Origin of the sequence: Aeromicrobium sp. (assembly GCF_025965075.1) — a bacterium.
Classification (GTDB): Bacteria; Actinomycetota; Actinomycetes; order Propionibacteriales; family Nocardioidaceae; genus Aeromicrobium.
Map to the genome: position 1 here is coordinate 1 of NZ_JAOPXQ010000244.1, position 23,279 is coordinate 23,279.

The 23,279-nt window shown below is 73.6% G+C and carries 25 protein-coding genes and 1 riboswitch; of the genes, 12 read left to right on the forward strand and 13 right to left on the reverse strand.

Annotated features, from left to right (window positions below):
• The first annotated feature begins 154 nt into the window (after positions 1-154).
• From JWQ91_RS14550 to JWQ91_RS14565, 4 genes are read left to right on the forward strand one after another with little or no spacing between them, the layout of a single operon-like run.
• The gene (locus JWQ91_RS14550; protein WP_297785629.1) at positions 155-355 is read left to right on the forward strand and encodes a hypothetical protein; all 201 of its coding nucleotides are present in this window, start codon (positions 155-157) and stop codon (positions 353-355) included.
• Positions 319-1,443: an energy-coupling factor transporter transmembrane component T gene (locus JWQ91_RS14555; RefSeq protein ID WP_297785704.1), complete on the forward strand. Its 1,125-nt coding sequence runs from the start codon at positions 319-321 to the stop codon at positions 1,441-1,443. Before JWQ91_RS14550 ends, JWQ91_RS14555 begins: the two co-directional genes overlap by 37 nt.
• Positions 1,440-3,023, forward strand: coding sequence for an ABC transporter ATP-binding protein (locus JWQ91_RS14560; RefSeq protein WP_297785632.1), 1,584 nt, complete (start codon positions 1,440-1,442; stop codon positions 3,021-3,023). The genes JWQ91_RS14555 and JWQ91_RS14560 overlap by 4 nt, the downstream gene beginning before the upstream one ends.
• A complete protein-coding gene (locus tag JWQ91_RS14565) occupies positions 3,020-3,838 on the forward strand; it encodes an ECF transporter S component (RefSeq protein WP_297785635.1) in 819 nt (272 codons plus the stop codon). The genes JWQ91_RS14560 and JWQ91_RS14565 overlap by 4 nt, the downstream gene beginning before the upstream one ends.
• Positions 3,839-3,841: 3 nt before the next feature.
• Here JWQ91_RS14565 and JWQ91_RS14570 read toward each other — a convergent pair whose 3' ends face one another.
• Positions 3,842-4,864, reverse strand: coding sequence for a 3-hydroxyisobutyryl-CoA hydrolase (locus JWQ91_RS14570; RefSeq protein ID WP_297785638.1), 1,023 nt, complete (start codon positions 4,862-4,864; stop codon positions 3,842-3,844).
• A 278-nt stretch (positions 4,865-5,142) separates the two neighbouring features.
• Between JWQ91_RS14570 and JWQ91_RS14575 the strand changes: the two genes are divergently transcribed.
• From JWQ91_RS14575 to JWQ91_RS14590, 4 genes are all read left to right on the forward strand, one after another.
• The gene (locus JWQ91_RS14575) at positions 5,143-5,346 is read left to right on the forward strand and encodes a cold-shock protein (protein WP_056208020.1); all 204 of its coding nucleotides are present in this window, start codon (positions 5,143-5,145) and stop codon (positions 5,344-5,346) included.
• Between the two features lie 113 nt (positions 5,347-5,459).
• Positions 5,460-6,023 carry an antibiotic biosynthesis monooxygenase gene (locus tag JWQ91_RS14580; protein ID WP_297785647.1) on the forward strand — a complete coding sequence of 188 codons (564 nt, stop codon included), beginning with the start codon at positions 5,460-5,462 and terminating at the stop codon, positions 6,021-6,023.
• A complete protein-coding gene (locus JWQ91_RS14585; protein ID WP_297785650.1) occupies positions 6,020-7,513 on the forward strand; it encodes a cobyric acid synthase in 1,494 nt (497 codons plus the stop codon). The genes JWQ91_RS14580 and JWQ91_RS14585 overlap by 4 nt, the downstream gene beginning before the upstream one ends.
• Positions 7,510-8,250 (forward strand): cobalt-precorrin-6A reductase, encoded by a 741-nt coding sequence (locus tag JWQ91_RS14590; protein ID WP_297785653.1) that lies wholly within the window; start codon positions 7,510-7,512, stop codon positions 8,248-8,250. The genes JWQ91_RS14585 and JWQ91_RS14590 overlap by 4 nt, the downstream gene beginning before the upstream one ends.
• Here the strand turns inward: JWQ91_RS14590 and JWQ91_RS14595 are convergent.
• Positions 8,198-9,148 (reverse strand): cobalamin biosynthesis protein, encoded by a 951-nt coding sequence (locus JWQ91_RS14595; protein ID WP_297785656.1) that lies wholly within the window; start codon positions 9,146-9,148, stop codon positions 8,198-8,200. The two genes, JWQ91_RS14590 and JWQ91_RS14595, sit on opposite strands and share 53 nt — an antisense overlap.
• Positions 9,149-9,229: 81 nt before the next feature.
• On the opposite strand from JWQ91_RS14595, the gene JWQ91_RS14600 reads away from it, so the two are divergent.
• Positions 9,230-9,760, forward strand: coding sequence for a bifunctional adenosylcobinamide kinase/adenosylcobinamide-phosphate guanylyltransferase (locus JWQ91_RS14600; protein WP_297785659.1), 531 nt, complete (start codon positions 9,230-9,232; stop codon positions 9,758-9,760).
• A 5-nt stretch (positions 9,761-9,765) separates the two neighbouring features.
• Here the strand turns inward: JWQ91_RS14600 and JWQ91_RS14605 are convergent, their stop codons facing one another.
• The 10 genes from JWQ91_RS14605 to JWQ91_RS14650 form a co-directional block, all read right to left on the reverse strand.
• Positions 9,766-10,533: an adenosylcobinamide-GDP ribazoletransferase gene (locus JWQ91_RS14605; protein WP_297785662.1), complete on the reverse strand. Its 768-nt coding sequence runs from the start codon at positions 10,531-10,533 to the stop codon at positions 9,766-9,768.
• 7 nt (positions 10,534-10,540) lie between these two features.
• Positions 10,541-11,572: a nicotinate-nucleotide--dimethylbenzimidazole phosphoribosyltransferase gene (cobT, locus tag JWQ91_RS14610; protein ID WP_297785665.1), complete on the reverse strand. Its 1,032-nt coding sequence runs from the start codon at positions 11,570-11,572 to the stop codon at positions 10,541-10,543.
• Positions 11,569-12,360 carry a CbtA family protein gene (locus tag JWQ91_RS14615; RefSeq protein ID WP_297785668.1) on the reverse strand — a complete coding sequence of 264 codons (792 nt, stop codon included), beginning with the start codon at positions 12,358-12,360 and terminating at the stop codon, positions 11,569-11,571. Before JWQ91_RS14615 ends, cobT begins: the two co-directional genes overlap by 4 nt.
• A gap of 77 nt (positions 12,361-12,437) precedes the next feature.
• Positions 12,438-12,650 (reverse strand): CbtB-domain containing protein, encoded by a 213-nt coding sequence (locus tag JWQ91_RS14620; protein ID WP_297785671.1) that lies wholly within the window; start codon positions 12,648-12,650, stop codon positions 12,438-12,440.
• 163 nt (positions 12,651-12,813) lie between these two features.
• Entirely contained in the window at positions 12,814-13,275 is a 462-nt protein-coding gene (locus JWQ91_RS14625) for a histidine phosphatase family protein (RefSeq protein WP_297785675.1), read from the reverse strand.
• Positions 13,272-14,261, reverse strand: coding sequence for a uroporphyrinogen-III C-methyltransferase (gene cobA / locus JWQ91_RS14630; protein ID WP_297785678.1), 990 nt, complete (start codon positions 14,259-14,261; stop codon positions 13,272-13,274). The genes JWQ91_RS14625 and cobA overlap by 4 nt, the downstream gene beginning before the upstream one ends.
• Positions 14,252-16,723, reverse strand: coding sequence for a cobyrinate a,c-diamide synthase (locus tag JWQ91_RS14635; RefSeq protein ID WP_297785681.1), 2,472 nt, complete (start codon positions 16,721-16,723; stop codon positions 14,252-14,254). Before JWQ91_RS14635 ends, cobA begins: the two co-directional genes overlap by 10 nt.
• Positions 16,717-17,331 carry a cob(I)yrinic acid a,c-diamide adenosyltransferase gene (gene cobO, locus JWQ91_RS14640; RefSeq protein WP_297785683.1) on the reverse strand — a complete coding sequence of 205 codons (615 nt, stop codon included), beginning with the start codon at positions 17,329-17,331 and terminating at the stop codon, positions 16,717-16,719. The genes JWQ91_RS14635 and cobO overlap by 7 nt, the downstream gene beginning before the upstream one ends.
• Positions 17,331-19,376 (reverse strand): magnesium chelatase subunit D family protein, encoded by a 2,046-nt coding sequence (locus tag JWQ91_RS14645; protein WP_297785686.1) that lies wholly within the window; start codon positions 19,374-19,376, stop codon positions 17,331-17,333. The genes cobO and JWQ91_RS14645 overlap by 1 nt, the downstream gene beginning before the upstream one ends.
• A gap of 47 nt (positions 19,377-19,423) precedes the next feature.
• A riboswitch (cobalamin riboswitch) is annotated at positions 19,424-19,551 on the reverse strand.
• A 26-nt stretch (positions 19,552-19,577) separates the two neighbouring features.
• A complete protein-coding gene (locus JWQ91_RS14650) occupies positions 19,578-20,123 on the reverse strand; it encodes an AAA family ATPase (protein ID WP_297785689.1) in 546 nt (181 codons plus the stop codon).
• Positions 20,124-20,163: 40 nt separating this feature from the next.
• Here JWQ91_RS14650 and cbiE point away from each other — a divergent pair, with 40 nt between their 5' ends.
• Together cbiE and cobM are read left to right on the forward strand one after the other, a co-directional pair.
• Positions 20,164-21,387 (forward strand): precorrin-6y C5,15-methyltransferase (decarboxylating) subunit CbiE, encoded by a 1,224-nt coding sequence (cbiE, locus tag JWQ91_RS14655; protein ID WP_297785692.1) that lies wholly within the window; start codon positions 20,164-20,166, stop codon positions 21,385-21,387.
• Entirely contained in the window at positions 21,384-22,142 is a 759-nt protein-coding gene (gene cobM / locus JWQ91_RS14660; protein WP_297785694.1) for a precorrin-4 C(11)-methyltransferase, read from the forward strand. Before cbiE ends, cobM begins: the two co-directional genes overlap by 4 nt.
• 37 nt (positions 22,143-22,179) lie before the next feature.
• On the opposite strand, the gene JWQ91_RS14665 is transcribed toward cobM, so the two are convergent.
• Positions 22,180-22,752: a TetR/AcrR family transcriptional regulator gene (locus JWQ91_RS14665; protein WP_297785697.1), complete on the reverse strand. Its 573-nt coding sequence runs from the start codon at positions 22,750-22,752 to the stop codon at positions 22,180-22,182.
• An 85-nt stretch (positions 22,753-22,837) separates the two neighbouring features.
• Here JWQ91_RS14665 and JWQ91_RS14670 point away from each other — a divergent pair, with 85 nt between their 5' ends.
• Positions 22,838-23,269, forward strand: coding sequence for an organic hydroperoxide resistance protein (locus tag JWQ91_RS14670; protein WP_297785701.1), 432 nt, complete (start codon positions 22,838-22,840; stop codon positions 23,267-23,269).
• Positions 23,270-23,279 lie beyond the last annotated feature (10 nt).

The window sequence follows — 23,279 nt, forward strand, 5'->3', positions numbered from 1 at the left end:
GTCTGCGCGCTGTTCCGTCACGCCGCCCAGCGATGCGTACTGGGGACTCTTCTGGTCCGAGAGCGGGAGTGGGAAGTGGACCTACGCGAGTCAAGGCGTCGTTTCCTTGGTCGTGCCGCAGGGAGGACGGGTCGCGCTGGTGTTCCAGAGATCCATGAAGCGCACCTACCCCAGTGTCGCGCCGGCCGGCTCGGCCCGGACGTCGACAGGCGCCGACGTGGACCCGACCCCGGTTGCCGCCTCCACCGATCCCGGCCGGTCCCGGTGGGTCGCCGCGGGGCTGGCGCTGGCGCTGCTGGCCGGGATGGGTGGTCTGTGGTGGCGCCGCAAGGTCTCGGGGGGCGAGGCGCCATAAACAGTGTCCTGCCGCGTGACCTGCACCCCGGGGCCTGGTGGATCTGGGCCCTGGGGCTGGCGGCCGGCGTGTCCCGCATGGTCAACCCGGTGCTCATCGGGCTGATCGTGCTGGTGGCGTGCTTCGTGGTGATGGCCCGACGGACGGAGGCACCGTGGGCGATGTCGTTCCGGCTCTACCTCTACCTCGGGCTGCTCGTCGTCGTGATCCGCGTCGTGTTCCGGATCGTCTTCGGCGGCGACGGGGGTGGGCCCGTCGTGTTCACCCTGCCGTCGATCCCGCTGCCGGACTTCGTCGCTGGCATCACCGTGCTCGGGCCGGTCACCCGGGACGCGCTGCTGGCTGCGCTGTACGACGGCGTGCGGCTGGCCGCGATCATCATCTGCGTCGGCGCAGCCAACGCGCTGGCCAACCCCAGGCGCCTGCTCAAGTCGATGCCGCCGGCGCTCTACGAGGTCGGCACGGCGATCGTCGTGGCGCTGTCGGTCTTCCCCCAGCTCGCCGAGAGCGTGCAGCGCGTACGTCGCGCGCGCCGGCTGCGAGGCGACCCGGGCAAGGGCGTCGGGTCGCTGCGACGCATCGTCGTCCCGGTCCTGGAGGACGCCCTCGAGCGGTCCATCACGCTGGCCGCGGGGATGGACGCCCGCGGCTACGGCCGGTCGGGCCAGGCGAGCCGGACCGAGCGGATGGTGACCGGGACCCTGATGCTGGCCGGGCTGACCGGGCTGTGCGTCGGGACGTACGGCTTCCTGGACTCCACCGCGCCGCGGCTCCTGGCCTGGCCGATGCTGCTGCTGGGGGTGCTGCTGGCCGTCGGCGGGTTCGTCGCGGCCGGTCGCCGGGTCGAGCGCACCCGCTACCGGCCCGACACGTGGCGCCTCGGTGAGCTCGTGGCCGCCGGGTCGGGGCTGGCCGTCGCGGTGCTGGTCCACGTCATCGCCGACCGTGACCCGCTCGTGGTCCTGACCACCCCGGGCTCGGCGCCGCTGCTGTCCGGGGCGGCGCTCGCGGCTGTCATGATCGGGGTCCTGCCGGCGTTCCTCACGCCCCCGCCGGTCCTGGACCCGATGGCGGAGGTGCGCGCATGATCGAGCTGCGCGATGTCTCGTTCCGCTATGACGAGGCTCCCGCCGCGGCCCTGCGGCACGTCGACCTGACCCTGCCGGAGGGCGAGCTGGTGCTGGTCGCCGGGCGGACCGGCTCCGGGAAGTCGACGCTGCTCGGCACGTTCAACGGCCTGGTGCCGCACTTCAGCGGCGGCGAGCTGTCGGGCGACGTGCTGGTCGACGGGTCGTCGATCCGCGGCCGCGCACCCCGCGACCTGGCCCACCTGATCGGCTACGTGGGGCAGAACCCGCTGGCCGGCTTCGTCAGCGACATCGTCGAGGACGAGCTCGCCTACGGGATGGAGCAGCTCGGGCTCGACGGGCAGACGATGCGCCGCCGGGTCGAGGAGACGCTGGACCTGTTCGGCATCGCGTCGCTGCGCTCGCGGCCGCTGCGGACCCTGTCCGGCGGCCAGCAGCAGCGGGTCGCGATCGGGGCGGTCCTGACGATGCACCCGCGGGTGCTGGTGCTGGACGAGCCGACCTCGGCGCTCGACCCCACCGCCGCGGAGGACGTGCTCGCGGCGCTGGCGCGTCTCGTCGACGACCTCGGGCTCACGGTCGTCGTGGCCGAGCACCGGATGGAGCGGGTCATCCCGTTCGCCGACCGGCTCGTGCTGGTCGAGGGCGCCGAGGTGCGCGACGGTCCGCCCGCCGAGCTGCTCGTCGACTCGCTCGTCGCCCCGCCGGTCATCGAGCTGGGTCGGCTCGCCGGGTGGTCGCCGCTGCCGCTGTCGGTGCGGGAGGCCCGCCGCGCCAAGGGCCCGCTGGGTGATCTCCCGGCGCCCGTCCCGCCCGCTCCGTCGGCATCGGTCCCGCTGCTGACCGCCAAGGGAGTCTCCGTGGCGTACGGCTCGGTGGTCGCGGTCCGGGACGTCGACCTCGTCGTGCCGGCCGGGCAGGTCGTGGCGCTGATGGGCCGCAACGGCTCGGGCAAGTCCTCGCTGCTGTGGGCGCTGCAGGGCACCGGAAAGCGACGTGCCGGCACGGTCGACGTTCGCGGGCAGGACCCCGGCGCGCTGTCCAGCAGCAAGGCCCGGTCGCTGGTCGGCCTGGTGCCGCAGACCGCCGACGACCTGCTCTACCTCGAGACGGTCGACCAGGAGTGCGCCGCCGCCGACCGGCAGGCGGGAGCCTCGGCGGGCAGCTGCCGGTCGATCCTGGACCGGCTGGCCCCCGGCATCGCCGGCACGGGCCACCCCCGTGACCTGTCGGAGGGGCAGCGACTCTCGTTGGTCCTGGCGATCGTGCTGACCGCGAGCCCGCCCGTCGTCGCGCTCGACGAGCCGACTCGCGGGCTCGACTACAGCGCGAAGGCGGCGCTGACCGACATCCTGCGCGGCATCGCCGCCGAGGGCCGTGGGGTGCTGCTCGCGAGCCACGACGTCGAGTTCCTCGCGCACGTCGCCGACCGGTGCGTCGTGATGGCCGAGGGTGAGGTCGTGTCGGACGGACCGACCGCCAAGGTGCTGGCCGAGTCGCCGGCGTTCGCGCCCCAGGTCTCCAAGATCCTCGGCCCGGGCTGGCTCACGGTCGATCAGGTCGCGGCGGCGATGGCATGACCGGGCGCCTGCGGCCGCGCTCCGTCGCGGTGCTGGTCGTCGCGTCGGTGGCGGGGCTCATGATGTTCCTCTGGCCCATGCTGCTCGTGCCGGAGCCGGGCGTCACCCGGGTCGACCCTCCGTTCTTCTTCATGCTGCTGCTGCCGATCGTGGTCGGGGTGGTCGTCGCCGAGCTGTCCGAGGGCGGCATGGACTCCAAGGCGCTGGCGATGCTGGGGGTGCTGACGGCGATCAACGGCGCGATGCGGGCCCTCGGCGCGGGGACGGCCGGCATCGAGCTGGTGTTCTTCCTGCTGATCCTCGCGGGACGGGTCTTCGGCGCCGGGTTCGGCTTCGTCCTGGGCTGCTCGTCGCTGTTCGCCTCGGCCCTGCTGACGACGGGCGTCGGGCCATGGCTGCCGTTCCAGATGCTGGCCTCGGCCTGGATCGGGATGGGCGCCGGCCTGCTCCCGCGCCGGGTCTCCGGCAAGGCCGAGATCGTGATGCTGGTCGTCTACGGGGTCCTGTGCGCGTACGTCTTCGGGCTCCTCATGAACTTCTCGTCCTGGCCGTTCGCGTTGGGCGTCCAGGTCCCCGGCCACGAGGGCGGGCTGTCGTTCATCCCCGGGGCGCCGCTGCTGGAGAACCTGCACCGGTTCGGCATCTACACGTTGCTGACGTCGACCGGCGGGTTCGACACCGGCCGGGCGATCACCAACGCGGTCGCGATCGTGACCCTCGGCCCGGCGATCCTGGCGACGCTGCGCCGCGCCGCCCGCCGAGCCCGCTACGGGCCGGTGGCGACCCTCCCGACGGTCGAGGCGCCGACCGGCTGAGCGTCAGCCGAACAGGTGGGCGTACGTCCCGGGGTCCACGTCGGCCAGTGCGGGCGGGTCCCAGCGGGGCGCTCGGTCCTTGTCGATGACCTGCGCGCGGATGCCCTCGGCCATGTCCGGGATGTCCAGCAGCGCGGTCGAGACGACGAGGTCCTGGTCCAGCGCCGCCCGCAGGTCCGGCAGGCGAGCGGCCCGACGCAGTGCGGCGAGGGTCAGCACGACGGCGGTCGGCGAGCGGGACTCGATGTCGTCGGCGGCCCGACTGGCGGCCTCGGCGTCCGACGAGCGGAGCCGCGCCACGATCGCGGCGGCGTCGTCGCCGACGTAGGCGGCGTCGATCCAGTCCCGCTCCTTCGCGAGGTCCGAGCCCGGCGGGGCGACCGCCAGCAGGTCGAGCACGTCGTCGGCGGAGCCGGACTCCAGGGCGACGACGAGGTCGGGGAGGCGGTCGATCGGGACCAGTGCGTCGGCCAGTCCGAGGGCGATCGCGTCGGCGGCGTCGGCGTTCGAGGCGGTGAGGGCCAGGTGGGTCCCGAGCTCGCCCGGTGCCCGCGACAGCAGCCACGGTCCGCCCACGTCGGGCACGAACCCGATGCGGGTCTCGGGCATCCCGATCGAGGTCCGCTCGGTGACCACGCGGTGCGAGGCGTGGGCGGAGATGCCGACGCCGCCGCCGAGGACGATGCCGTCCATCAGGGCGACGACGGGCTTGGCGTACGTCGCGATGGTGTGGTCGAGGTCGTACTCCTGCCGCCAGAAGTCGACCGACCCCAGCGTGCCGTCCCGCGCGTCGCGGTACATGCCCTGCAGGTCGCCGCCGGCGCACAGCCCGCGCTCGCCGCCGCCGGTCACGAGGACCGTCGCGACGGCGTCGTCGCCGGCCCACGCGTCAAGCGCCCCCTGCATGATCCGCACCATGCCGAGGTCGAGGGCGTTGATGGCCCGTGGCCGGTTGAGCGTCAGCACGCCCAGGTGCCCCCGGCGCTCGACCAGGACGGCGGGCTCGGCGTCGATCGAGGCGGTCATCGGGGCTCCCAGCAGCATCTCGGTGGGGCGGGCGCACCCGCCGAGGACACCCTGCCACGAGGGCCTTTGGCTCCCAACATCTGGACACCTGGCGAGACAACGCGCCGCAATGGGGCACTTTCGGGTCAGACCCGCTAAGGTGGTGGCAGTTGCACGACGTTGGGCTGTACGAACGAATGACGTTCCATCTTTGGTCTTGATTTCTTCTCGGTTGGATGTGTGTCGCGACGGCTGTCCGCGAAAGGCGTGGACGGCAATTCGCAAGAAGGAGCAAGACAATGGCTACAGGAACTGTCAAGTGGTTCAACGCTGACAAGGGCTTCGGATTCATCGCCCCCGACGACGGCAGCGAGGACGTGTTCGCGCACTTCTCCGCCATCGCGACGAGCGGCTACCGCTCGCTGGACGAGAACCAGAAGGTCGAGTTTGACGTCGAGCAGGGCCAGAAGGGCCTGCAGGCGACGAACATCCGTCCCCTCTGATCTGAAGTCTTCCAAGACTTGATCTAGGCAAGGCCCCCGGAGCTTCGGCTCCGGGGGCCTTTGTCGTTGTCCCGTCCCTCGCCTGCTCGCTCGCGACTCCTAAGGTTGACCCCATGTCCGGTCCCGTCACCGTCTCGATCACGCGCCAGGTGGATCCCTCGCAGGAGGACCAGATGCTGGCGTGGCTGCGAGCCGGCACCGAGCTCGCCGAACGCTTCGACGGCTTCCTCGGCTCGGGCTGGATCCGGCCCGAGACCGCGTCGAGCGAGTGGCACATGCTCTACCGATTCGCGTCACAGGAGTTCCTCGAGGCGTGGGAGTCGTCGGCGCAACGGCGCTGGTGGCTCGATTCGTCCCAGGGCTTCGTCGACGAGTCCTCGCGGGAGCACCGCACCGGGATCGAGGGCTGGTTCGACGAGCCGTCGAGCGTCGACGTCCAGGACCTGCGGCCGATCCCCCGTCCTCCGCCGCGGTGGAAGCAGATGACCGCGATCTTCATCGTGTTCTTCCCCATGAGCCTGGTGGTCAACGAGCTGGCCCGGATCTACATCCCCGACTGGTGGCTGCCGGCGCGGGTGCTCCTGACGGTGTCGGTCATGATGCCGCTGATGACGTACGTCCTGCTGCCCTGGATGACTCGGCTCCTGGCGCCCTGGCTCAACCGGCAGCCGCGATGACCGGCGCGCTCCTCGTCGCGGGCACGACGTCCGACGCGGGCAAGAGCATCCTGACGACGGGGCTGTGCCGGGCGTTCGCGCGCCGGGGGCTGGACGTCGCGCCCTACAAGGCGCAGAACATGTCCAACAACTCGATGGTCTGCGCCGGGCCCGACGGCGAGGGTGTCGAGATCGGCCGCGCGCAGTGGATCCAGGCCCAGGCGGCCCGGGCGACTCCCGAGGCCGCGATGAACCCGATCCTGCTGAAGCCGGGCGGCGACCGCACGAGCCACGTCGTCGTGATGGGTCGCCCGTTCGGCGAGATCACCTCGGCGGAGTTCATCGGCGGTCGTACGCACCTGGCCGCGGCGGCCCATGCGGCCTACGACGACCTGGCGGCCCGCCACGACCTCGTGGTCTGCGAGGGCGCCGGCAGCCCGACCGAGATCAACCTGCGGGCCGGCGACTACGTCAACATGGGGCTCGCGCGGCACGCCGGGATCCCCACGATCGTCGTCGGCGACATCGACCGCGGTGGGGTGTTCGCCGCGATGTACGGCACCGTCGCGTTGCTCGAGCCCGAGGACCAGCGGCTGGTCGCGGGCTTCGTGATCAACAAGTTCCGCGGCGACCAGAGCCTGCTGGGGCCGGGACTCGACCAGCTGGAGGCGCACACGGGACGGCGGGTCTACGGCGTGCTGCCGTGGAGCCCCGACCTGTGGCTGGACTCCGAGGACGCGCTCGACCTCGACGGCCGGCGGGCCACCGACGGCGCCGCGGGGTTGCGGGTCGCGGTCGTCCGTCTGCCCCGGATCAGCAACTTCACCGACGTCGATGCGCTGGGCCTGGAGCCGGGGGTCGACGTCGTGTTCGCCGGCGACCCGCGCTCGATCGCGGACGCCGACGTGGTCGTGCTGCCGGGCACCCGGGCGACGATCTCGGACCTCGCCTGGCTGCGGTCGCGGGGCCTGGACCGGGCGATCGTCGAGCACGCCGCCGCGGGGCGACCCGTGCTCGGGATCTGCGGCGGGTTCCAGATGCTCGGGCGGACGGTTGCCGACCCGGATGGGGTCGAGGGTGCCGCCGGTGCCGTCGTCGAGGGGCTGGGGCTGCTCGACGTCACGACGACGTTCGCCGCCGACAAGGTGCTGCGCCTGCCGACGGGTGAGGCACTCGGCGCCCCCGCCGGTGGCTACGAGATCCACCACGGCCGGATCGAGCGCGGCGGCGACGAGGAGTTCCTCGGCGGGGCCCGGCGCGAGCAGGTCTTCGGCACGATGTGGCACGGCAGTCTGGAGTCGGACGCCTTCCGGCGGGCGTTCCTGGTCGAGGCGGCGCGGTTGGCCGGACGGACGTACGAGCCGTCGGCGGTCAGCTTCGCCGACAGCCGCGAGGCGCGGCTCGACCTGCTGGGGGACCTGGTCGAGAGCTGCCTCGACGTCGAGGCAATCCTGGCGCTGGCGACCGACGGGCCCCCCGACGTACCCACGTTGAGCCGGGGGCCGGCATGACGATCCTGCTGCTCGGCGGTACGTCCGAGGCGCGCGAGCTCGCCGTGCTGCTGCACGAGGCGCACGTCCGCTTCGTGTCCTCCCTCGCCGGTCGGGTCGCCCGCCCGCGGCTGCCGGTCGGCGCGGTCCAGATCGGTGGCTTCGGTGGGGTGAGCGGCCTGCGGGCATACCTCGGCGAGCACCGGATCGCCGCCGTCGTCGACGCGACCCACCCGTTCGCGGAGGGGATGAGCGCCAACGCGGCCGCGGCGTGCCATGCTGACGGGGTGCCGCTGCTGCGGCTCGAGCGCCCCGGCTGGGCCGAGGCGCCCGGCGCGGACACGTGGCACTGGGCGGACGACCACGACGAGGCCGCGGGCATGGCCGCGAGCTTGGGGCACCGGCCGTTCCTGACCGTGGGCCGACAGTCGCTGGGCCGGTTCGTCGACCCGCTGGCGGGCAAGGCCGCGGTCGTCCGGGTCGTGGACCCGCCGGAGATCGAGCTGCCCGAGCCGTGGACCGTCCTGCTGAGCCGCGGGCCGTACGACGTCGAGGGCGAACGGGCCGTGATGGCCGATCTCGACGTCCTCGTGACCAAGGACTCCGGCGGCCGTTACACGTGGTCGAAGATGCAGGTCGCGGGCGAGCGTGACATGCCCGTCGTCATCGTGCGCCGGGCCGCGGTCCCCGACGGGATCGAGACCGTCACCGAGCCCGACGCCGCGCGCGACTGGGTCGTGCGGCGATCCCCGCGCTGACCAGCGTCGAAGCGAGGCCGACCGCGTCAGCGAGGCGGACCGCCCGCTGGATGTCGTCGGGGCGGGCGGGTCGCCCGTCGCCCATCTCGGCGCGGTGCTCGACCCGGTCGCCGTAGACGTTGGTGCCGCCCAGCCGGATCCCGAGCGCGCCGGCGAACGACGCCTCGACGGGTCCCGCGTTGGGGCTCGGGTGGCGGTGCGCGTCGCGGGTCCACGCCGAGAAGGCGTCGCCCGGCCGGCCGCCCACCAGGGGGGCGAGGGCCGCGCCGAGCAGCGCGGACAGGCGGGCCGGCGCGAGGTTGAGCAGGTCGTCGAGCCGGGCCGACGCCCAGCCGAAGCGGAGGTGGCGGGCGCTGCGGTGCCCCACCATGGCGTCCAGCGTGTTGGCGGCTCGATAGGCGACCAGCCCGCCGATGCCGCCGACTGCACCGGCCAGGAGGGGTGCGACGACGGCGTCCGACGTGTTCTCGGCGACCGACTCGACCGTGGCGCGGGAGATCTCCCCGGCGTCGAGCCGGCTCGGGTCCCGGCCCACGAGGTGGGTCAGCTGTTCCCGGGCGGCGGGCAGGTCCCCGCGGTCGAGGTGGCCGTGGACCAGGGCCGCCTCGCGGCCCAGCGACCGCCCGCCGAGGACGGCCCACGTCGTCACGGCGGTCGCGAACGTACGCACGAGGGGGTGCTCCCGGGTCAGTCGGTCCACGGCGAGACCGGTCACGCCGGTGCCGCCGACCAGCACCGCGGTGTAGGCGACCCCGGTCGGCCGGTCGTCGGCCCACACGGCCCGCTCGACCGTCCCGGCCGCCTGGCCGAAGATCGCGACGGGGTGGTGCCGGGCCGGGTCGCCCAACAGGCGGTCGGCGGCGAAGCCCAGGACGAGACCGGCGGCACGGGCTCGCATCGTGGTGGGACTCCTGGAGGGATGGAACGGGCCTGCGGGACTATGGTGAGGTCGACACTAAAGCATGCTGAGCGAGGTCCGATGAAGGTTATGGTCACTGGCGGCGTGCGCTCGGGCAAGTCCTTCCACGCGGAGTCCCTCCTGGTCGCCGAGCCGCACGTCACGTACGTCGCGCCCGGGCCCGAGGCGGACGTCGCCTCCGATCCGGAGTGGGCGGCACGCGTCGCGATCCACCGGGCCCGGCGGCCCGCCCACTGGGGCACGGTCGAGACGCGCGACATCGCCGCGGCGGTCCGGGACGCCGAGGGAGCGGTGCTGATCGACTGCCTCGGGACGTGGCTGGCGGCCGTCATCGACGAGCTCGACGGCTGGGACCAGGTGCGTGAGGACTGGGAGCCGGTCCTGCTCGACCGGCTGGGCGAGGCGGTCGAGGAGATCGCGAAGCACGACGGCACGGTCGTCGCGGTGACCAACGAGGTCGGGATGAGCGTCGTGCCGGAGCACCTGTCCGGCCGGGTGTTCCGCGATCTGCTGGGCATCGTCAACCAGCGGGTCGCCCAGGAGTGCGATGACGTCCTCCTGGTCGTGGCGGGTCGTGCCCTGAAGCTCTGACGACGTCACGTGGCGGCCACGAGCATCGCGGCGAGGGTGACCTCGACCGTGGCGCCGAAGACGTCACCGGTGACGCCGCCGAAGCGTTGGACGCAGCGGCGGACCAGTGCCGCGCCGACCAGGAGCCCCGCCGCGGCGACGACCGGGCCGCGCCACCAGTCCCAGCCGGCCCAGTGCAGCATGCCGGCCAACAGCACCGCGACGACGAGCCACGTCACGGCGGTGGCGGCCCGGCCGACGGAGCCGACGTACGTCTGACCGAGCCCGTCGGTGCGTGCCGCCGGGAGGCCCCGGGTGCAGGTAACGGACAGGATCGCCCGGGAGGCGCAGACCACCAGCCCCGCCACGACCGGACCCCGGGGTACCGTGCAGACCGCGGCCAGCGAGGCGACCTGGATCCCCAGGACCAGCACCAGCGCCGCGGCCCCGGCCGGGCCCGCGGTGCCACCCTTCATGACCGCGAGCGAGCGCTCCCGCTCGAAGGACGCGGTCAACCCGTCGGCGACGTCCGACAACCCGTCGAGGTGGAACGCCCGGCTGCCCAGCGCCAGCGCGCCGACCGCGATGAAGGCGACCGCGAGCGGGGCCAGCCCCAGCTCCCGCCCGCCCCACGTGACCAGGGCGACCAGCAGGCCCAGCGGGACGACCGCCACGGGCGCGAGCAGCATCGCCCGGCCGGCGATCCGGCGGTCGACCGTCGCCGGGGGGCGCACCCGTAGCGCGGTCAGCGTCCCGACGGCGAGCCGCCAGGAGTCGATCGCCGGGGAGGTCACGCGACGGCTACGGGGCCAGGTCGGCGAACAGCGCGACCTCGGCGAGCAGCAGGGCCGCGGAGCGGACGAGCGGGACCGCCGCGACGGCTCCGCTGCCCTCGCCGAGGCGCATGCCGAGGTCGAGGACGGGCTCCAGCCCGAGCTTGTCCAGAGTCAGCGACTGGGCCGGCTCGGTCGAGCGGTGCCCCGCGGCGAACCACGCTGCGGCGCCCGGGGCGAACCGGTCGGCCAGGACCGCGGCCGCCACCGAGACGACGCCGTCGAGCAGGACCGGGACACCGGCCCGGGCCGCGGCGGCCATGAACCCGGCCGAGGCGGCCAGGTCGGCGCTGCCCAGGGCGGCCAGGGTCTCGACGGGATCGGTGACCCGGTCCGCGGCGCGGTCGACGGCCTGCTGGACGATGGCGGTCTTGCGGGCCAGGCCCGCCTCGTCGACGCCCGTGCCGCGCCCGACGACGTCGGCGACGGCCAGGCCCAGTGACGCGGCGATCAGGGCGGAGGCCGGGGTCGTGTTGCCGATGCCCATGTCGCCGCAGATCAGCAGCTGGGCGCCGGCGGCGATCTCCTCCGCGGCGACGGCCTCACCTACGGCGATGGCTTGCCGGGTCTCGTCGGCGGTGAGGGCGTCCTCGAGGTGGATCGCCCCGCTGCCGCGGCGGATCTTGTGCGCCATGACCTCGGGTGGGACCCCGGCCAGGTCGTCGTCGACGCCCAGGTCGAGCACGCGGACCGTGACGCCGTGCTGCGCGGCGAGGACCGAGACGCCGGCCCTGCCGGCCAGGAACGTACGCACCATCGCGGGGGTGATCGCCTTGGGGAAGGCCGAGACACCGTGGTCGGCGACCCCGTGGTCGCCCGCGAAGATCACCGCGCGGACCCGGTCGACCGGCACCGGCGGGCACTGGCCCTGGGTCGCGGCGACCCAGACCGCCAGCTCGCCCAGACGGCCCAGCGCACCCGGCGGCGTCGCCAGCCCGGCCAGCCGCGCGGCCGCCGCGGAGCGTACGCCCGCGGGTGGGGGATCGGCCGCGGACGTCACAGGCTCGCCGCCAGGTCCCGACGCGCCGCGACCGCGGACTCCTGCTCGTACACCCGGCCGATCAGGCCGGTCAGGATCACGCCGATCGCGGCCCACATCGTGGCGTTGGTCAACAGCGAGGCGCGGCGGAAGTACCAGAGCGTGTCGCCCGGGAAGTCCCCGATCTCGTTGACCGTCGGGAGGAGCAGCCCGGCGACGATCGTGACGGCGAGGAACGCGGCGCCGGAGATCAGCAGCGTGCGGTACGTCCCGTGGTCGGCGAGCAGGCGGCGGGCCAGCAGGACCACGCCGATCATCGCGAGGACCGAGATCGCCTGGATCGAGAAGTAGTAGAGCGTCCGGTCGCCGATCGTCTCGCCGTCGCCGACCGCCGGCGGGGTCGCCGGATACTTCAGGAACGGCACGAGCCACGCCGCGACGAAGCCCAGCAGGGCCACGACGGCGGTCGACTGTCCGGGGCGCAGGCGCCCGAGCCGGCCGACCGCGAACGCCGAGACCAGCCCGACGACACCGCCGATCGCGATGCTGACGGCCAAGATGCCGGTCGCGAGTCCCCACGTCGACTGGGTGTCGCGGGAGACCTGCGTGCCGGAGTCCTCGTCGGCGTCGGAGTGCGAGTGGGTGTGGCCGTCGCCGGCGGGCTGGTCGGAGTGGGCGGCGCCCGCCTCCTCGACCGCGATGGCGGCGTCGACCTGGGGCTCGCCGACGGTGTAGGCGACGGCGAAGGTGAAGAATCCGGCGAGCAGCCCTGCGAGGAGGCCACGGACCAGGAAGGTGCGAGGGGTCATGTCTGTTCGATCCTGTTTTGGGTAGCACCAGCAGACCGACCGCAGCGGGTGCTGGTCGGGTGGTGCCTGCGGGGCCGTCAGTGGCAGGGGAAGCCGAGGAGGTGGCGTCCGTCGTGGACCCACTCGTGGATGGCCGTGCCGGACGGGATCGAGACGACGCCCTGGTCCGCGCTGATGAAGAACAGCACGATGGCGGCGGTGAGGAAGACGAAGGCTGCCCACGGGGCGAGCTGGGTGACCGGGATCGACGGGATCTCGATCTCGGGCGTGATGGCAGAGGCCTGTGACATGTGGTTCTCCTGACGGGATGAGTGCGTCCCTCGAGTGGATGTGACCACCACTACATCGGGTCTGGCTTCGCCGCGGGGGGCGTCACAGTAGCGCTACTGCGCCGGAGTCTCACCGGCTTCCTCAGGAGTGGTGATCACATACTAGGGACTGGGTCGGAGGGGGTCAACGACGGGGGACGACGACACTGACCTTCCGCGTCCGGGGATCCACGCTGAGGATCGACCCGTTCGCCGGGAGCTCGGGGCGTTGTCCGCTGAGCAGGCCGACGGCCAGCCCGATCGTGTCGCCGTGGCTGACGACGACGGTGTGGTCGGGCAGGTCCCGGTCGAGCACCTGTCGCACCCGGACCAGGACCTCGACCATGCTCTCCTCCAACCCCTTCTCCAGCAGCATGGGGTCCTCGACGACGTCGAGCCCCAGCCGGGCGCCGATGATGTCGGCGGTCTCCCGGGCGCGGACGGCCGGGGAGCTGAGCAGGCGTACGACACCGGCGTCCGCGAGCGACTCGGCGGCGGCCGCGGCCTGCTCCCGGCCCAGCTCGGTCAGGGGCGGGCTGAGCTCGTGGCCCTGCATCCGGTCGATGAGGTTCCAGGTCGACTGCCCGTGGCGCACCCAGAGGATCATGCGAGCCCCGGGATGTCCGCGACGTCGCCGATGACCGCGACGGCCGGTGCGCCGATGCCGGCGGCGGACGCGACCTGGTCGAGCGTGGCGAGGGTCGCGCGGACAACACGCTGGCTGGGCAGCGTCCCGTCCGCCACGACCGCTGCGGGGGTCGACGGGTCCAGGCCGGCCTCGACGAGGGCCGCGCAGATCGCGCCCAGCGTGCGGACGCCCATCAGCACGACGAGGGTCGTGCCGGTACGTGCGAGGGCGGCGTAGTCGAGCGTGCTGTCGGGGTGCCCCGGCGGCACGTGTCCCGAGATCACGGTGAAGCCCTGGGTCAGCCCGCGGTGGGTCACCGGGATGCCGGCCGAGGCGGGCGCCGCGATCGACGACGAGACGCCGGGGACGGCGCGCACCTCGATCCCCGCGTCGAGGCAGGCCAGGATCTCCTCGCTGCCGCGGCCGAACACGAAGTTGTCGCCGCCCTTGAACCGGACGACCCGCCGACCGGACTTGGCGTGCTCGACCAGCAGGCGGTTGATCTCCTCCTGGCTGGTTGACCGGCCGTGGGGGATCTTCGCGACGTCGATGATCTCGGCGTCCGGTCGGGCCCAGGCGAGCGCCGCCAGCGGCGCGAGCCGGTCGGTCACGACGACATCGGCCGAGGCGATCGCGTCGCGCCCGGCGACCGTGACGAGCCCCGGGTCGCCGGGGCCGCCGCCCACGAGCGTCACGGATCCGGTGCCGAGGATCCGGTCGGGTCCCGGATCGGCGGAGCGTGCCGGCCTGAGGACGAGATCGGCGCCGGTGAGGTCGTCGGGCCCTGCGTCCCGGGCGACCAGGTCGATCAGGCCGCGGGCCGCGAGGTCCTCGAGCGTGGCAGTGGCCTCGGCGGCGACGACCGTGACGCGGGCGCCGGACTCCAGCAGGGCGGCGACCTGTGCGGCCGCACGGATGTCGCCGCCCACGACGACGGCGTGCAGGCCCGTGACGCTCAGCTCCATGGGCCCTCGATCCTCAGCGTCGCGAGCAGCTTGCGGGTCGTGTCGGGACGGCGCACCGCGATGCGTACCCAGCTGTCGTCGAGGCCCGGGAACGTGTCGGCCCGGCGCACCGCGTAGCCGGCCGTCCGCAGCCGGTCGTGCGCGCCGGGACCGACCCGGGCCAGGACGAACGGGGCGGACGGTGCGACGTACGGGATGCCCAGCTCGGTCAGCCCGTCGGTGAGGATCGCGCGGTGCTGGGCGATCCGGGTCGTACGTCGCGCGGCCTCGGCCTGCGCCTCGGGTGCCGCCGTCGCGATCATCGCGGCGATCGCGGTCGACGAGACCGACCACGGGGCCTGCTGGGCGCGCAGGTCCGCGAGGAGGGCGGGGTGGCCCAGGACGTACCCGGCCCGGATGCCGGGGATCGACCACAGCTTGGTGAGGCTGCGGACGACCAGCAGCCCCGGCAGGAGCGTGCCGGCCAGGGAGTGGCGCTCGGCCGGCACCGAGTCCATGAACGCCTCGTCGACGACCACGACGCGGCCGGGCCGGAGCAGCCGGCGGATCGTCTGCTCGGGGTGCAGGACGCTGGTGGGGTTGGTCGGGTTGCCGATCATCACGAGGTCGGCGTCGTGGGGCACGAGTGCCGGGTCGAGGACGAAGCCGGCGGCCGGGTCGCAGTGGACGCGCTCGGGGTTGTGGCCCGCCGCGGCGAGGGCGACGTCCGGCTCGGTGAACTGCGGGTGGACCACGACCGGTCGACGCCAGGGCCGGGCCCGGGCGATCAGCGTGAAGGCCTCGGCGGCCCCGGCGGTCGCCAGGACCTCCGTGGCGGGTCGGCCGTGGCGGCGGGCGATCGCGTGCTCGGCGTCGCCGGGGTGCGGATAGGCCCCGACCTCGTGCAGGCTCGCGCGCAGGGCGTCGTCGAGCCAGGCCGGCCGGGCGTCGTCGTGGATGTTGACCGCGAAGTCGATCAACCCGGGGGAGAGCTCCTCATCCCCGTGGAACGCGAGCCCCGCGCCCGGCCGAGTCCCCCCGGACCGCTGGGAGTGACATTTGGGCCCCTGATCGGTCGTTTCTGGGGCGCAAACGTCACGCTCAGCGGGGCGGGAGGGGGGTGGGACGTAGGCGTGGACGGCGTCGGCGAAGCGTTGGGCGAGGTGGGGGTGGCCGGCCCAGTGGGTGTGCAGGTACGACGCGTGGAGCGTCGCGGAGCCGAAGCCGTGCGGCCGGCCGTCGACGAGCCAGGCCGCACCCTCGCCGGCGGAGGCGGGGGTGACGGTCGTGCGGTGGAACTCGTGCCCCGTGACCCGCGTGCCGGCGGCGCCGCTGAGCTGGTCGGTCGGCACGATCGCGGTGCGGTAGGACAGCGTCAGCCGCGGGGTCATGACGGCGTCGGCGTCGAGCGCGCCCACCATCGGGACACCGTCGACGGTGCGGCAGAGATAGAGCAGGCCGGCGCACTCGGCGACGGTCGGCATGCCGGAGTCGACCGCGGTCCGGAGCGCCTCGCGGAGCGGGGCGTTGGCGGCGAGCCCCGCGGCGTGGACCTCCGGGAAGCCGCCGCCGAGGTAGAGGCCGGCGGAGCCCGCGGGCAGGCGCTCGTCGGTCAGCGGGTCGAACGTCACGACCTCGCAGCCGGCGGCACGCAGGAGCTCCTCGGTCTCGGCGTAGCGGAACGTGAACGCCCGGCCACCCGCCATCGCGACCACCGGGCGGGCGGCGTCGTGGGCGGGGCTGGGGGCGGTGACCTCGTTCGCGGGGTCCCACGGCTCGGCATCGAGGTCGGGGGCCGTCCGGGCGAGGGCCAGCAGCTGGTCCAGGTCGACCTTCTCAGCGATCTGGGTCGCGAGCCGGTCCAGGGCGTGGGCGGCGTCGTCGCGCTCGTCGGCGGGCACGAGCCCGAGGTGGCGGGACGGCGCGACGATGCCGTCGTCGCGCTGCAGGACGCCGAGCACCGGCAGGCCGGTCGACTCCAGGGCCTCGACGACCTCGGTCGCGTGGCGCGGCGAGCCGGCCTTGTTGACGATGACGCCGACGATCCGCACCGCCGGGTCGAACGCGATCATGCCCTGCACCATCGCCGCGATCGAGCGGGACGCGTGCGAGATGTCGACGACCAGCACGACGGGGGTACGCGTGACGGTCGCGACGTGCGCGGTCGACGCGAAGCCCTGACCGCCGATCTGTCCGTCGTACAGGCCCATGACGCCCTCGACGATCGCAAGGTCGGCGCCGCGCGATCCGTGCAGGAGGAGGGGCGCGAGGCGCTCCTCGCCGACCAGGTGCGGGTCGAGGTTGCGGCCGGGCTTGCCGGTCGCGAGCGCGTGGTAGCCGGGGTCGATGTAGTCCGGGCCGACCTTGTGGCACGACACGTCGTGCCCGGCGCGGGAGAGGGCCGCCATCAGGCCCGTGGCGATCGTGGTCTTGCCGTGGCCGGAGGCGGGCGCCGCGATGACCAGGCGGGGCAGGCCTACCACTCGATGCCTCGCTGACCCTTCTGGCCGTTGTCGAACGGATGCTTGACGTGCTGCATCTCGGTGACCAGGTCGGCGATCTCGATCAGGCGCGGGTCGGCGTCGCGGCCCGTGATGACGACGTACTGCCGCCCGGGCCGGTCGACCAGCGTCTGGACGACGTCGTCGACGTCGACCCAGCCCCACTTCATGGGATACGTGAACTCGTCGAGGACGTACAGGTCGTGCCGCTCGGCGGCGATGCGGCGCTTGACCTCCTGCCAGCCCTCGGCGGCGTCGGCGGCGTGGTCCTCGTCGGAGCCCTCCTTGCGGGACCACGACCAGCCCGAGCCCATCTTGTGCCACTCGACCGGACCGCCCTCGCCGGTCTGGGTGTGCAGCTCGGCGAGGCGTTCGAGGACGGTCTGCTCGCCGATGCGCCACTTGGCGGACTTCACGAACTGGAAGACGCCGATGTCCCAGCCTTGGTTCCACGCGCGCATCGCGAGGCCGAAGGCCGCGGTCGACTTCCCCTTGCCCTTGCCGGTGTGCACCATGACGAGCGGCCGGTTGCGCCGCTGCTTGGTCGTCAGGCCGTCATCGGGGACCGAGAGCGGCTGGCCCTGGGGCATCAGGCGGCTCCCTTGACGACCTCGGTCAGGGCGGTCGCGCTGACCTCTCCGAGGGGGACGTACTCGGCCAGGAGCTGGTCGGCGAGCTGCCGGGCCAGGCCCATGCGGAACGTTCCGGTCTCGCAGTCGATCACCAGGCTCGCGACACCGGTCGCGCCGAGGTGGGCGGCGACCTGGTGCGCGCGGGCGAGGGCGTGGTCGCCGTACGTCGCGCGGCCGTCGGTGATGACGACCAGCAGGGGCCGGCGGCGCGGGTCGCGGACCCGCTCGAGCCGGAGCACGTCAGCGGTCTTGAGCAACGCCTCGGCCAGGGGCGTACGTCCGCCGGCGGGCAGCTCGGCGAGCCGGCTCGCGGCGATGTCGATCGACCCGGTCGGCGGGAGGGCGAGCTCGGCGCCGTCGGCGCGGAACGTGATCAGGCCGACCTTGTCGCGGCGCTGGTAGGCGTCCATCAGCAGGGACAGGATCGCGGTCTTGACCTGCTCCATGCGCTTGCGGGCGGCCATCGAGCCGGACGCGTCGACGCAGAACAGGATCAGGTTGGACTCGTGCCCCTCCTTGACCGCGAGGCGCAGGTCGCCGGCCTCGAAGGCCAGCCCCCCGCCCGTCCGTCCGCGGGCCAGCTGGTGCGGGGCCGCGGCGCGGATCGTCTCGGTCAGGTGGATCGAGCCGCCCTGGCCCGTCCGGCGGGCGGCGCCGATCCGGCGACCGGTCTCGGTGATCGCGCGGGAGCGGCGGCCGGACTCGCCCGTGCCGGTGCCGCCGACCGTGAACAGCTTGGGCCGGAACGGCTGCTGCGCCCCCGCGACCGTCACCTCGTCGGTGCCCGCGGGCTGCTGCTCCGATGCCGTCTCCGAGTGGTCACCCTCCTGCTGGGAGTGACGTTCCGGCCCCGGATCGGCCGCATCAGGGGCCGGAACGTCACTGCCAGCGGATCCTTGGTCGTCCTCGGCGGGTGAGGTGTCGCCGTCGTCGGTCGGGTCGGGATCGGTGTCGGGATCGGTGTCGGTGTCGAGGGGCGGTTCGGGTTCCGGTTCGTCGTCGCCGAGGATCCGATCGAGCAGCTCCTCGTCGATGCCGGGGGCGTCGAACGGGTTGCGGCGCCGGCGGTGCGGCAGCGCGAGCCGGGCGGCGGCGCGTATGTCCTCACGGGTCACCGCGGTCCGACCGTGCCACGCAGCGTGGGCGGCCGCGGCGCGGGCCGTCACGATGTCGGCGCGCATGCCGTCGACCTCGAACGCCGCGCAGACCTCGGCGATCTTGAGCAGCGCCCAGTCGCTGAGGTCGACGTCCTCGACGAGCTTCTGGGCGGCCTGGATCCGATCGGTCAGGCTCGCCTCGTCGTCGGCGAACCGCTCGGCGAACGCCGCCGGGTCCGTCTCGTACGCCAGACGGCGCCGCACGACCTCGACCCGGGTCGCCGGATCGCGGGGGGCGGCGACCTCGACGGTCAGGCCGAACCGGTCCAGGAGCTGGGGGCGGAGCTCGCCCTCCTCGGGGTTCATGGTCCCGACCAGGACGAACCGAGCGGCGTGCTCGACCGAGACACCGTCCCGCTCGACGGTCGACCGGCCCATCGCCGCGGCGTCCAGCAGCAGGTCGACCAGGTGGTCGTGCAGCAGGTTGACCTCGTCGACGTAGAGGATGCCGCGGTGCGCCCGCGCCAGCAGGCCCGGCTCGTACTCGGTGACGCCCTCCGACAGGGCCTTCTCGAGGTGCAACGAGCCGAGCACCCGGTCCTCGGTGGCGCCGACCGGCAGCTCCACGAGGCGTACGGCCCGGGTCTCGGTCGGCGCGTCCGGCGCGAACGGGCCGTCGGGCGAGGTGGGGCGCACCTCGGCCGGATCGGTCGAGAACCGGTCGCCGGAGATGACCTCGATCGGCGGCAGCACCGACGCGAGGGCACGGACCATCGTGGACTTGGCGGTGCCCTTCTCGCCGCGGACCAGCACACCGCCGATCGCGGGCGAGATCGTCGACAGGGTCAGGGCGAGCGCCATGTCGTCGGAGCCGACGACGGCGCTGAAGGGGTAGTGCTGTGGCATGTGGGGCTCCCGCTCGTCTGCCGACGTCCGGCGGGGCATGGTTGCGTCCGCCGGGTCAGGCGCGAGGCCGGTCTTCGGACTTCCAGGCGTACCTGGTCACCGCAGCGGGCCCTGTGCCGGACTTTCACCGGCTTCCCGATTCTCCCCGTGGGGCACCTCGAGCCTTGTGCGGCAAGGGTAACGCTTCGGGACCCGTGCCGGTCAAAGCCGGGCGAGCCAACGCTCGACCTCGCGGGCGGTGCGGAGCCGGACGACCGTGAGATCGGGGTGGGTACGCGAGAGGGCCGGCACCGCGTCGCGCAGGACGTGACGGCTGCGGATCGCCCAGCGGATGATGTGGTCGGAGTCGGTGAAGACCGTGTGGAGCGGCGACTCCTGGTTGCCGTTCCACAGCTCGGTGCGGCGCGCCCGCCGCACGACGGTCCGCCGGCTGACCCGTCGGAACGTGACCCGGAACGGCAGGTCGAGCCACACCAGCAGGTCGGCCCGGTCGGCCAGGATCGGGCGGGCGTCCGGGTACTGCCACTCGGTCACCCAGGCGTCACTGGCGGCCAGTGCCCGGACGTCGTCGAGGAACTCGGGACGGGGGGTCCACCCCGGCCCGTGGAACAGCGCGTCCAGCTCGGTCCGCGGCAGGTCGAGCCGCTCGGAGACCCGCCGGGTGACGGCCGTCTTGCCGGCGCCCGACGTTCCCGCGACGAGGATGCGTCGTGGGGTCAGGGGCAGGTCGTCGTCCACAGCGAGCACTGCACGAGCCTAGCGAGCGGACGGCCGATATCGTCGAGTCGTGAGCACACGGGTGACGGTCGTCGGTATCGGCGCGGACGGCTGGACAGGACTCAGTGCCGCGGCGCAGGAGCTCATCGACGGGGCGCCCGTCGTCCTGGGCGGCGCGCGGCACCTCGCGATGCTCCCGGAGACGCCCGACCAGATCCGCGAGACCTGGCCCTCTCCGCTGGTCGAGAGCCTGCCGGCGTTGATGGAGAAGTTCGACGGCCACGAGGTCGTGGCGCTGGCCTCGGGCGACCCGCTGGTGTCGGGCATCGCCACGACGCTGGTCGAGGTGCTCGGCAAGGACTCCGTCGTGGTCGTGCCTGCTCTGTCGTCGGTCGCGCTGGCTCGAGCCCGCATGCGGTGGGCCGCCGAGACGACCGAGGTCGTGACGTTGGTCGGCCGTGACCCCCACCTGGTCGCCCGTTCGCTGGCCCCGGGGCTGCGGCTCCTGGTGCTGTCGTCGGACGGCTCGACCCCCGGCGAGGTCGCCGGGCTGCTGACCGCCGCCGGCTACGGCGCCAGCCCCATGACGGTCCTGTCGGACCTAGGCTCGGAGAGCGAGTCGCGCACCGACGGCCCCGCCGCGACGTGGGGGTCCGAGCCCTCCCCGGCGCTCAACGTCATCGCGGTCGAGCTGGTCAGCTCCGGCGCCCGGCCGCTCGGCTTCGTGGCGGGCCTGCCCGAGGACGCGTTCGAGCACGACGGGCAGATCACCAAGCGGGACGTACGCGCGTCGGCGCTGGCGCGTCTGGCCCCCGTCCCCGGTCAGCTGCTGTGGGACGTCGGCGCGGGAGCGGGCTCGGTCGGGGTCGAGTGGCTCCGCGCCCATCCGACCTGCCGGGCGATCGCGATCGAGGCGCGCGAGGACCGGGCCGAGCGGATCGGCCGCAACGCCGCGACCCTCGGCGTACCCGCCCTGCGCGTCGTGACCGGCACCGCACCGGAGGCCCTCGAGGGTCTCGACGCCCCGCACGCCGTGTTCATCGGCGGCGGCGCGTCCGCGCCGGGGCTGCTCGACGCCTGCTGGGAGGCGCTCCTGCCCGGTGGCCGGCTCGTGGTCCACGGGGTCACCCTCGAGACCGAGGCGGTGCTGGCGCAGCAGTACGCCCGGCGCGGCGGCGAGCTGACCCGGCTGCACATCGAGCACGCCGCCCCGATCGGCACGTTCACCGGGTGGACCCCGGCGCGGGCCGTCATGCAGTGGGCCGTGACCAAGCCGGACGCGGTGGCCGAGTGACGGTCCACTTCGTCGGAGCGGGGCCCGGCGCGGCCGATCTCATCACCCTGCGTGCCGTCGCGCTGCTCAACGCCGCCGACGTGTGCGTCTACGCCGGGACCTACATCGACGCGGAGGTCCTCGGGCACTGCCCCGACGGTGCCGACCTCGTCGACACGCAGGACCTCGACCTGGACCAGATCATCGCCCGGATCGTCGAGGCCCACGCCGCGGGCCGCGAGGTCGTGCGCCTGTGCTCCGGCGACCCGTCGATCTACTCCGCGCTGCACGAGATGACCAAGCGGCTCGACGCCCACGGCGTCCCGTGGGACGTCACCCCGGGCGTGCCGGCGTACGCTGCCGCGGCCGCGCTGCTCGGCGCCGAGCTGACCGTCCCGGAGGTCGCCCAGTCGGTGGTGCTGACCCGCACGCAGGCGCGCTCGACCGCGATGCCGGCGGGGGAGGACCTGTCGCGCTTCGCGGCGACCGGGGCGACGTTGGTGCTGCACCTGGCGATCACCCGGACCCGGGTCCTGGCCGCCGAGCTCGCCGAGTCGTACGGCGCCGACTGCCCCGTCGCGGTCGTCGCCAACGCGAGCCAGCCGGCAGAGGTGATCCTGCGGGGGACGCTCGGCGACATCGCCGACCAGGTCGAGGCCGCCGGGCTCCGGCAGGCCGCGGTCATCCTGGTCGGCCGGGCCCTGGCCCCGGACGTGCGTGGGGCGGAGTCCTACCTCTACGACCCGGCCCGGGACCGCAGCGCCAAGCGCCGCTGACCGGGACCGGGACTGGGACTGGGACCAGAGAATCTCGTCAACCCCGGCCGAGGATCGCGCGGCCGGCGGCGATGAGGGAGGCGGCGACCTCGTCGGGGGCGTGGCCGAGATAGCCCGAGACCATCGCCCCGTCGCGCAGCATCATGAGCTGTCCGGCCCGGGTCCCAGGCTGGTCGACGCCGAGCTCGGTCAGCAGCTCGGCGACCTGGTCCGTCAGCCACGCGCGGTGGCGGTCGATGACGACGCGGCCGGGGTGGTCGTCCTTGGGCAGCTCCGCCGCGGCGTTGATGAAGGGGCAGCCGCGGAAGCCCGGGCGGCAGGCGGTCCCGCCGACCATCGCGGCGTACCACCGCAGCACGGCGGACGGGTCCCCGGCGTGCTCGGCGCGGGCCGTGGTCACGGCGGCGACCTCCTCGGCGGCGGCGGTCTCGAGATAGGCCGCGACGAGGTCGTCCTTGGAGGGGAAGTGGCGGTAGAAGGTCACCTTCGAGACGTGGGCGGCGGCGATCAGCTTGTCGGCGCTGACGGCGCGGATGCCCTCGGCGTAGTAGCGCTCGGCGGCCGCGTCGAGGATGCGCTCGCGGACCGGCTTGAGCTCGATGACGCTCACGTGGTGCTCCCGGGTGGTGGGGCATGGAGCCCCGTGGTTGGATGTAGACGTACTAGTTAGTATACCCGATGACACAGGAGTCCACATGCCTTCGCAGATCCTCTACACCGCAGTCGCCACCTCCGACGGTGACGGGCGCAACGGCCACGTCCGCTCCGACGACGGCCTGATCGACGCCGACGTCCGGACGCCCAAGGAGATGGGCGGCGAGGGTGGCGCGACGAACCCCGAGCAGCTGTTCGCCGCCGGCTACGCCGCGTGCTTCCACTCCGCGCTCAAGGCGACCAGCAAGCAGCACGGTGTGACGATCACGGACTCCGCCGTGACGGCCGAGGTCGGCATCGGCCCCAACGACGCCGGCGGATTCGGCCTGGCCATCACGCTCAACGTCGAGCTCGGTGGCGGCGTGTCGCAGGAGGACGCCGAGAAGGCCGTCGCCGTCGCGCACCAGGTCTGCCCCTACTCCAACGCGACCCGCGGCAACATCGACGTCAAGCTCGAGGTCGAGGTCGCCTGACGCACCCGGG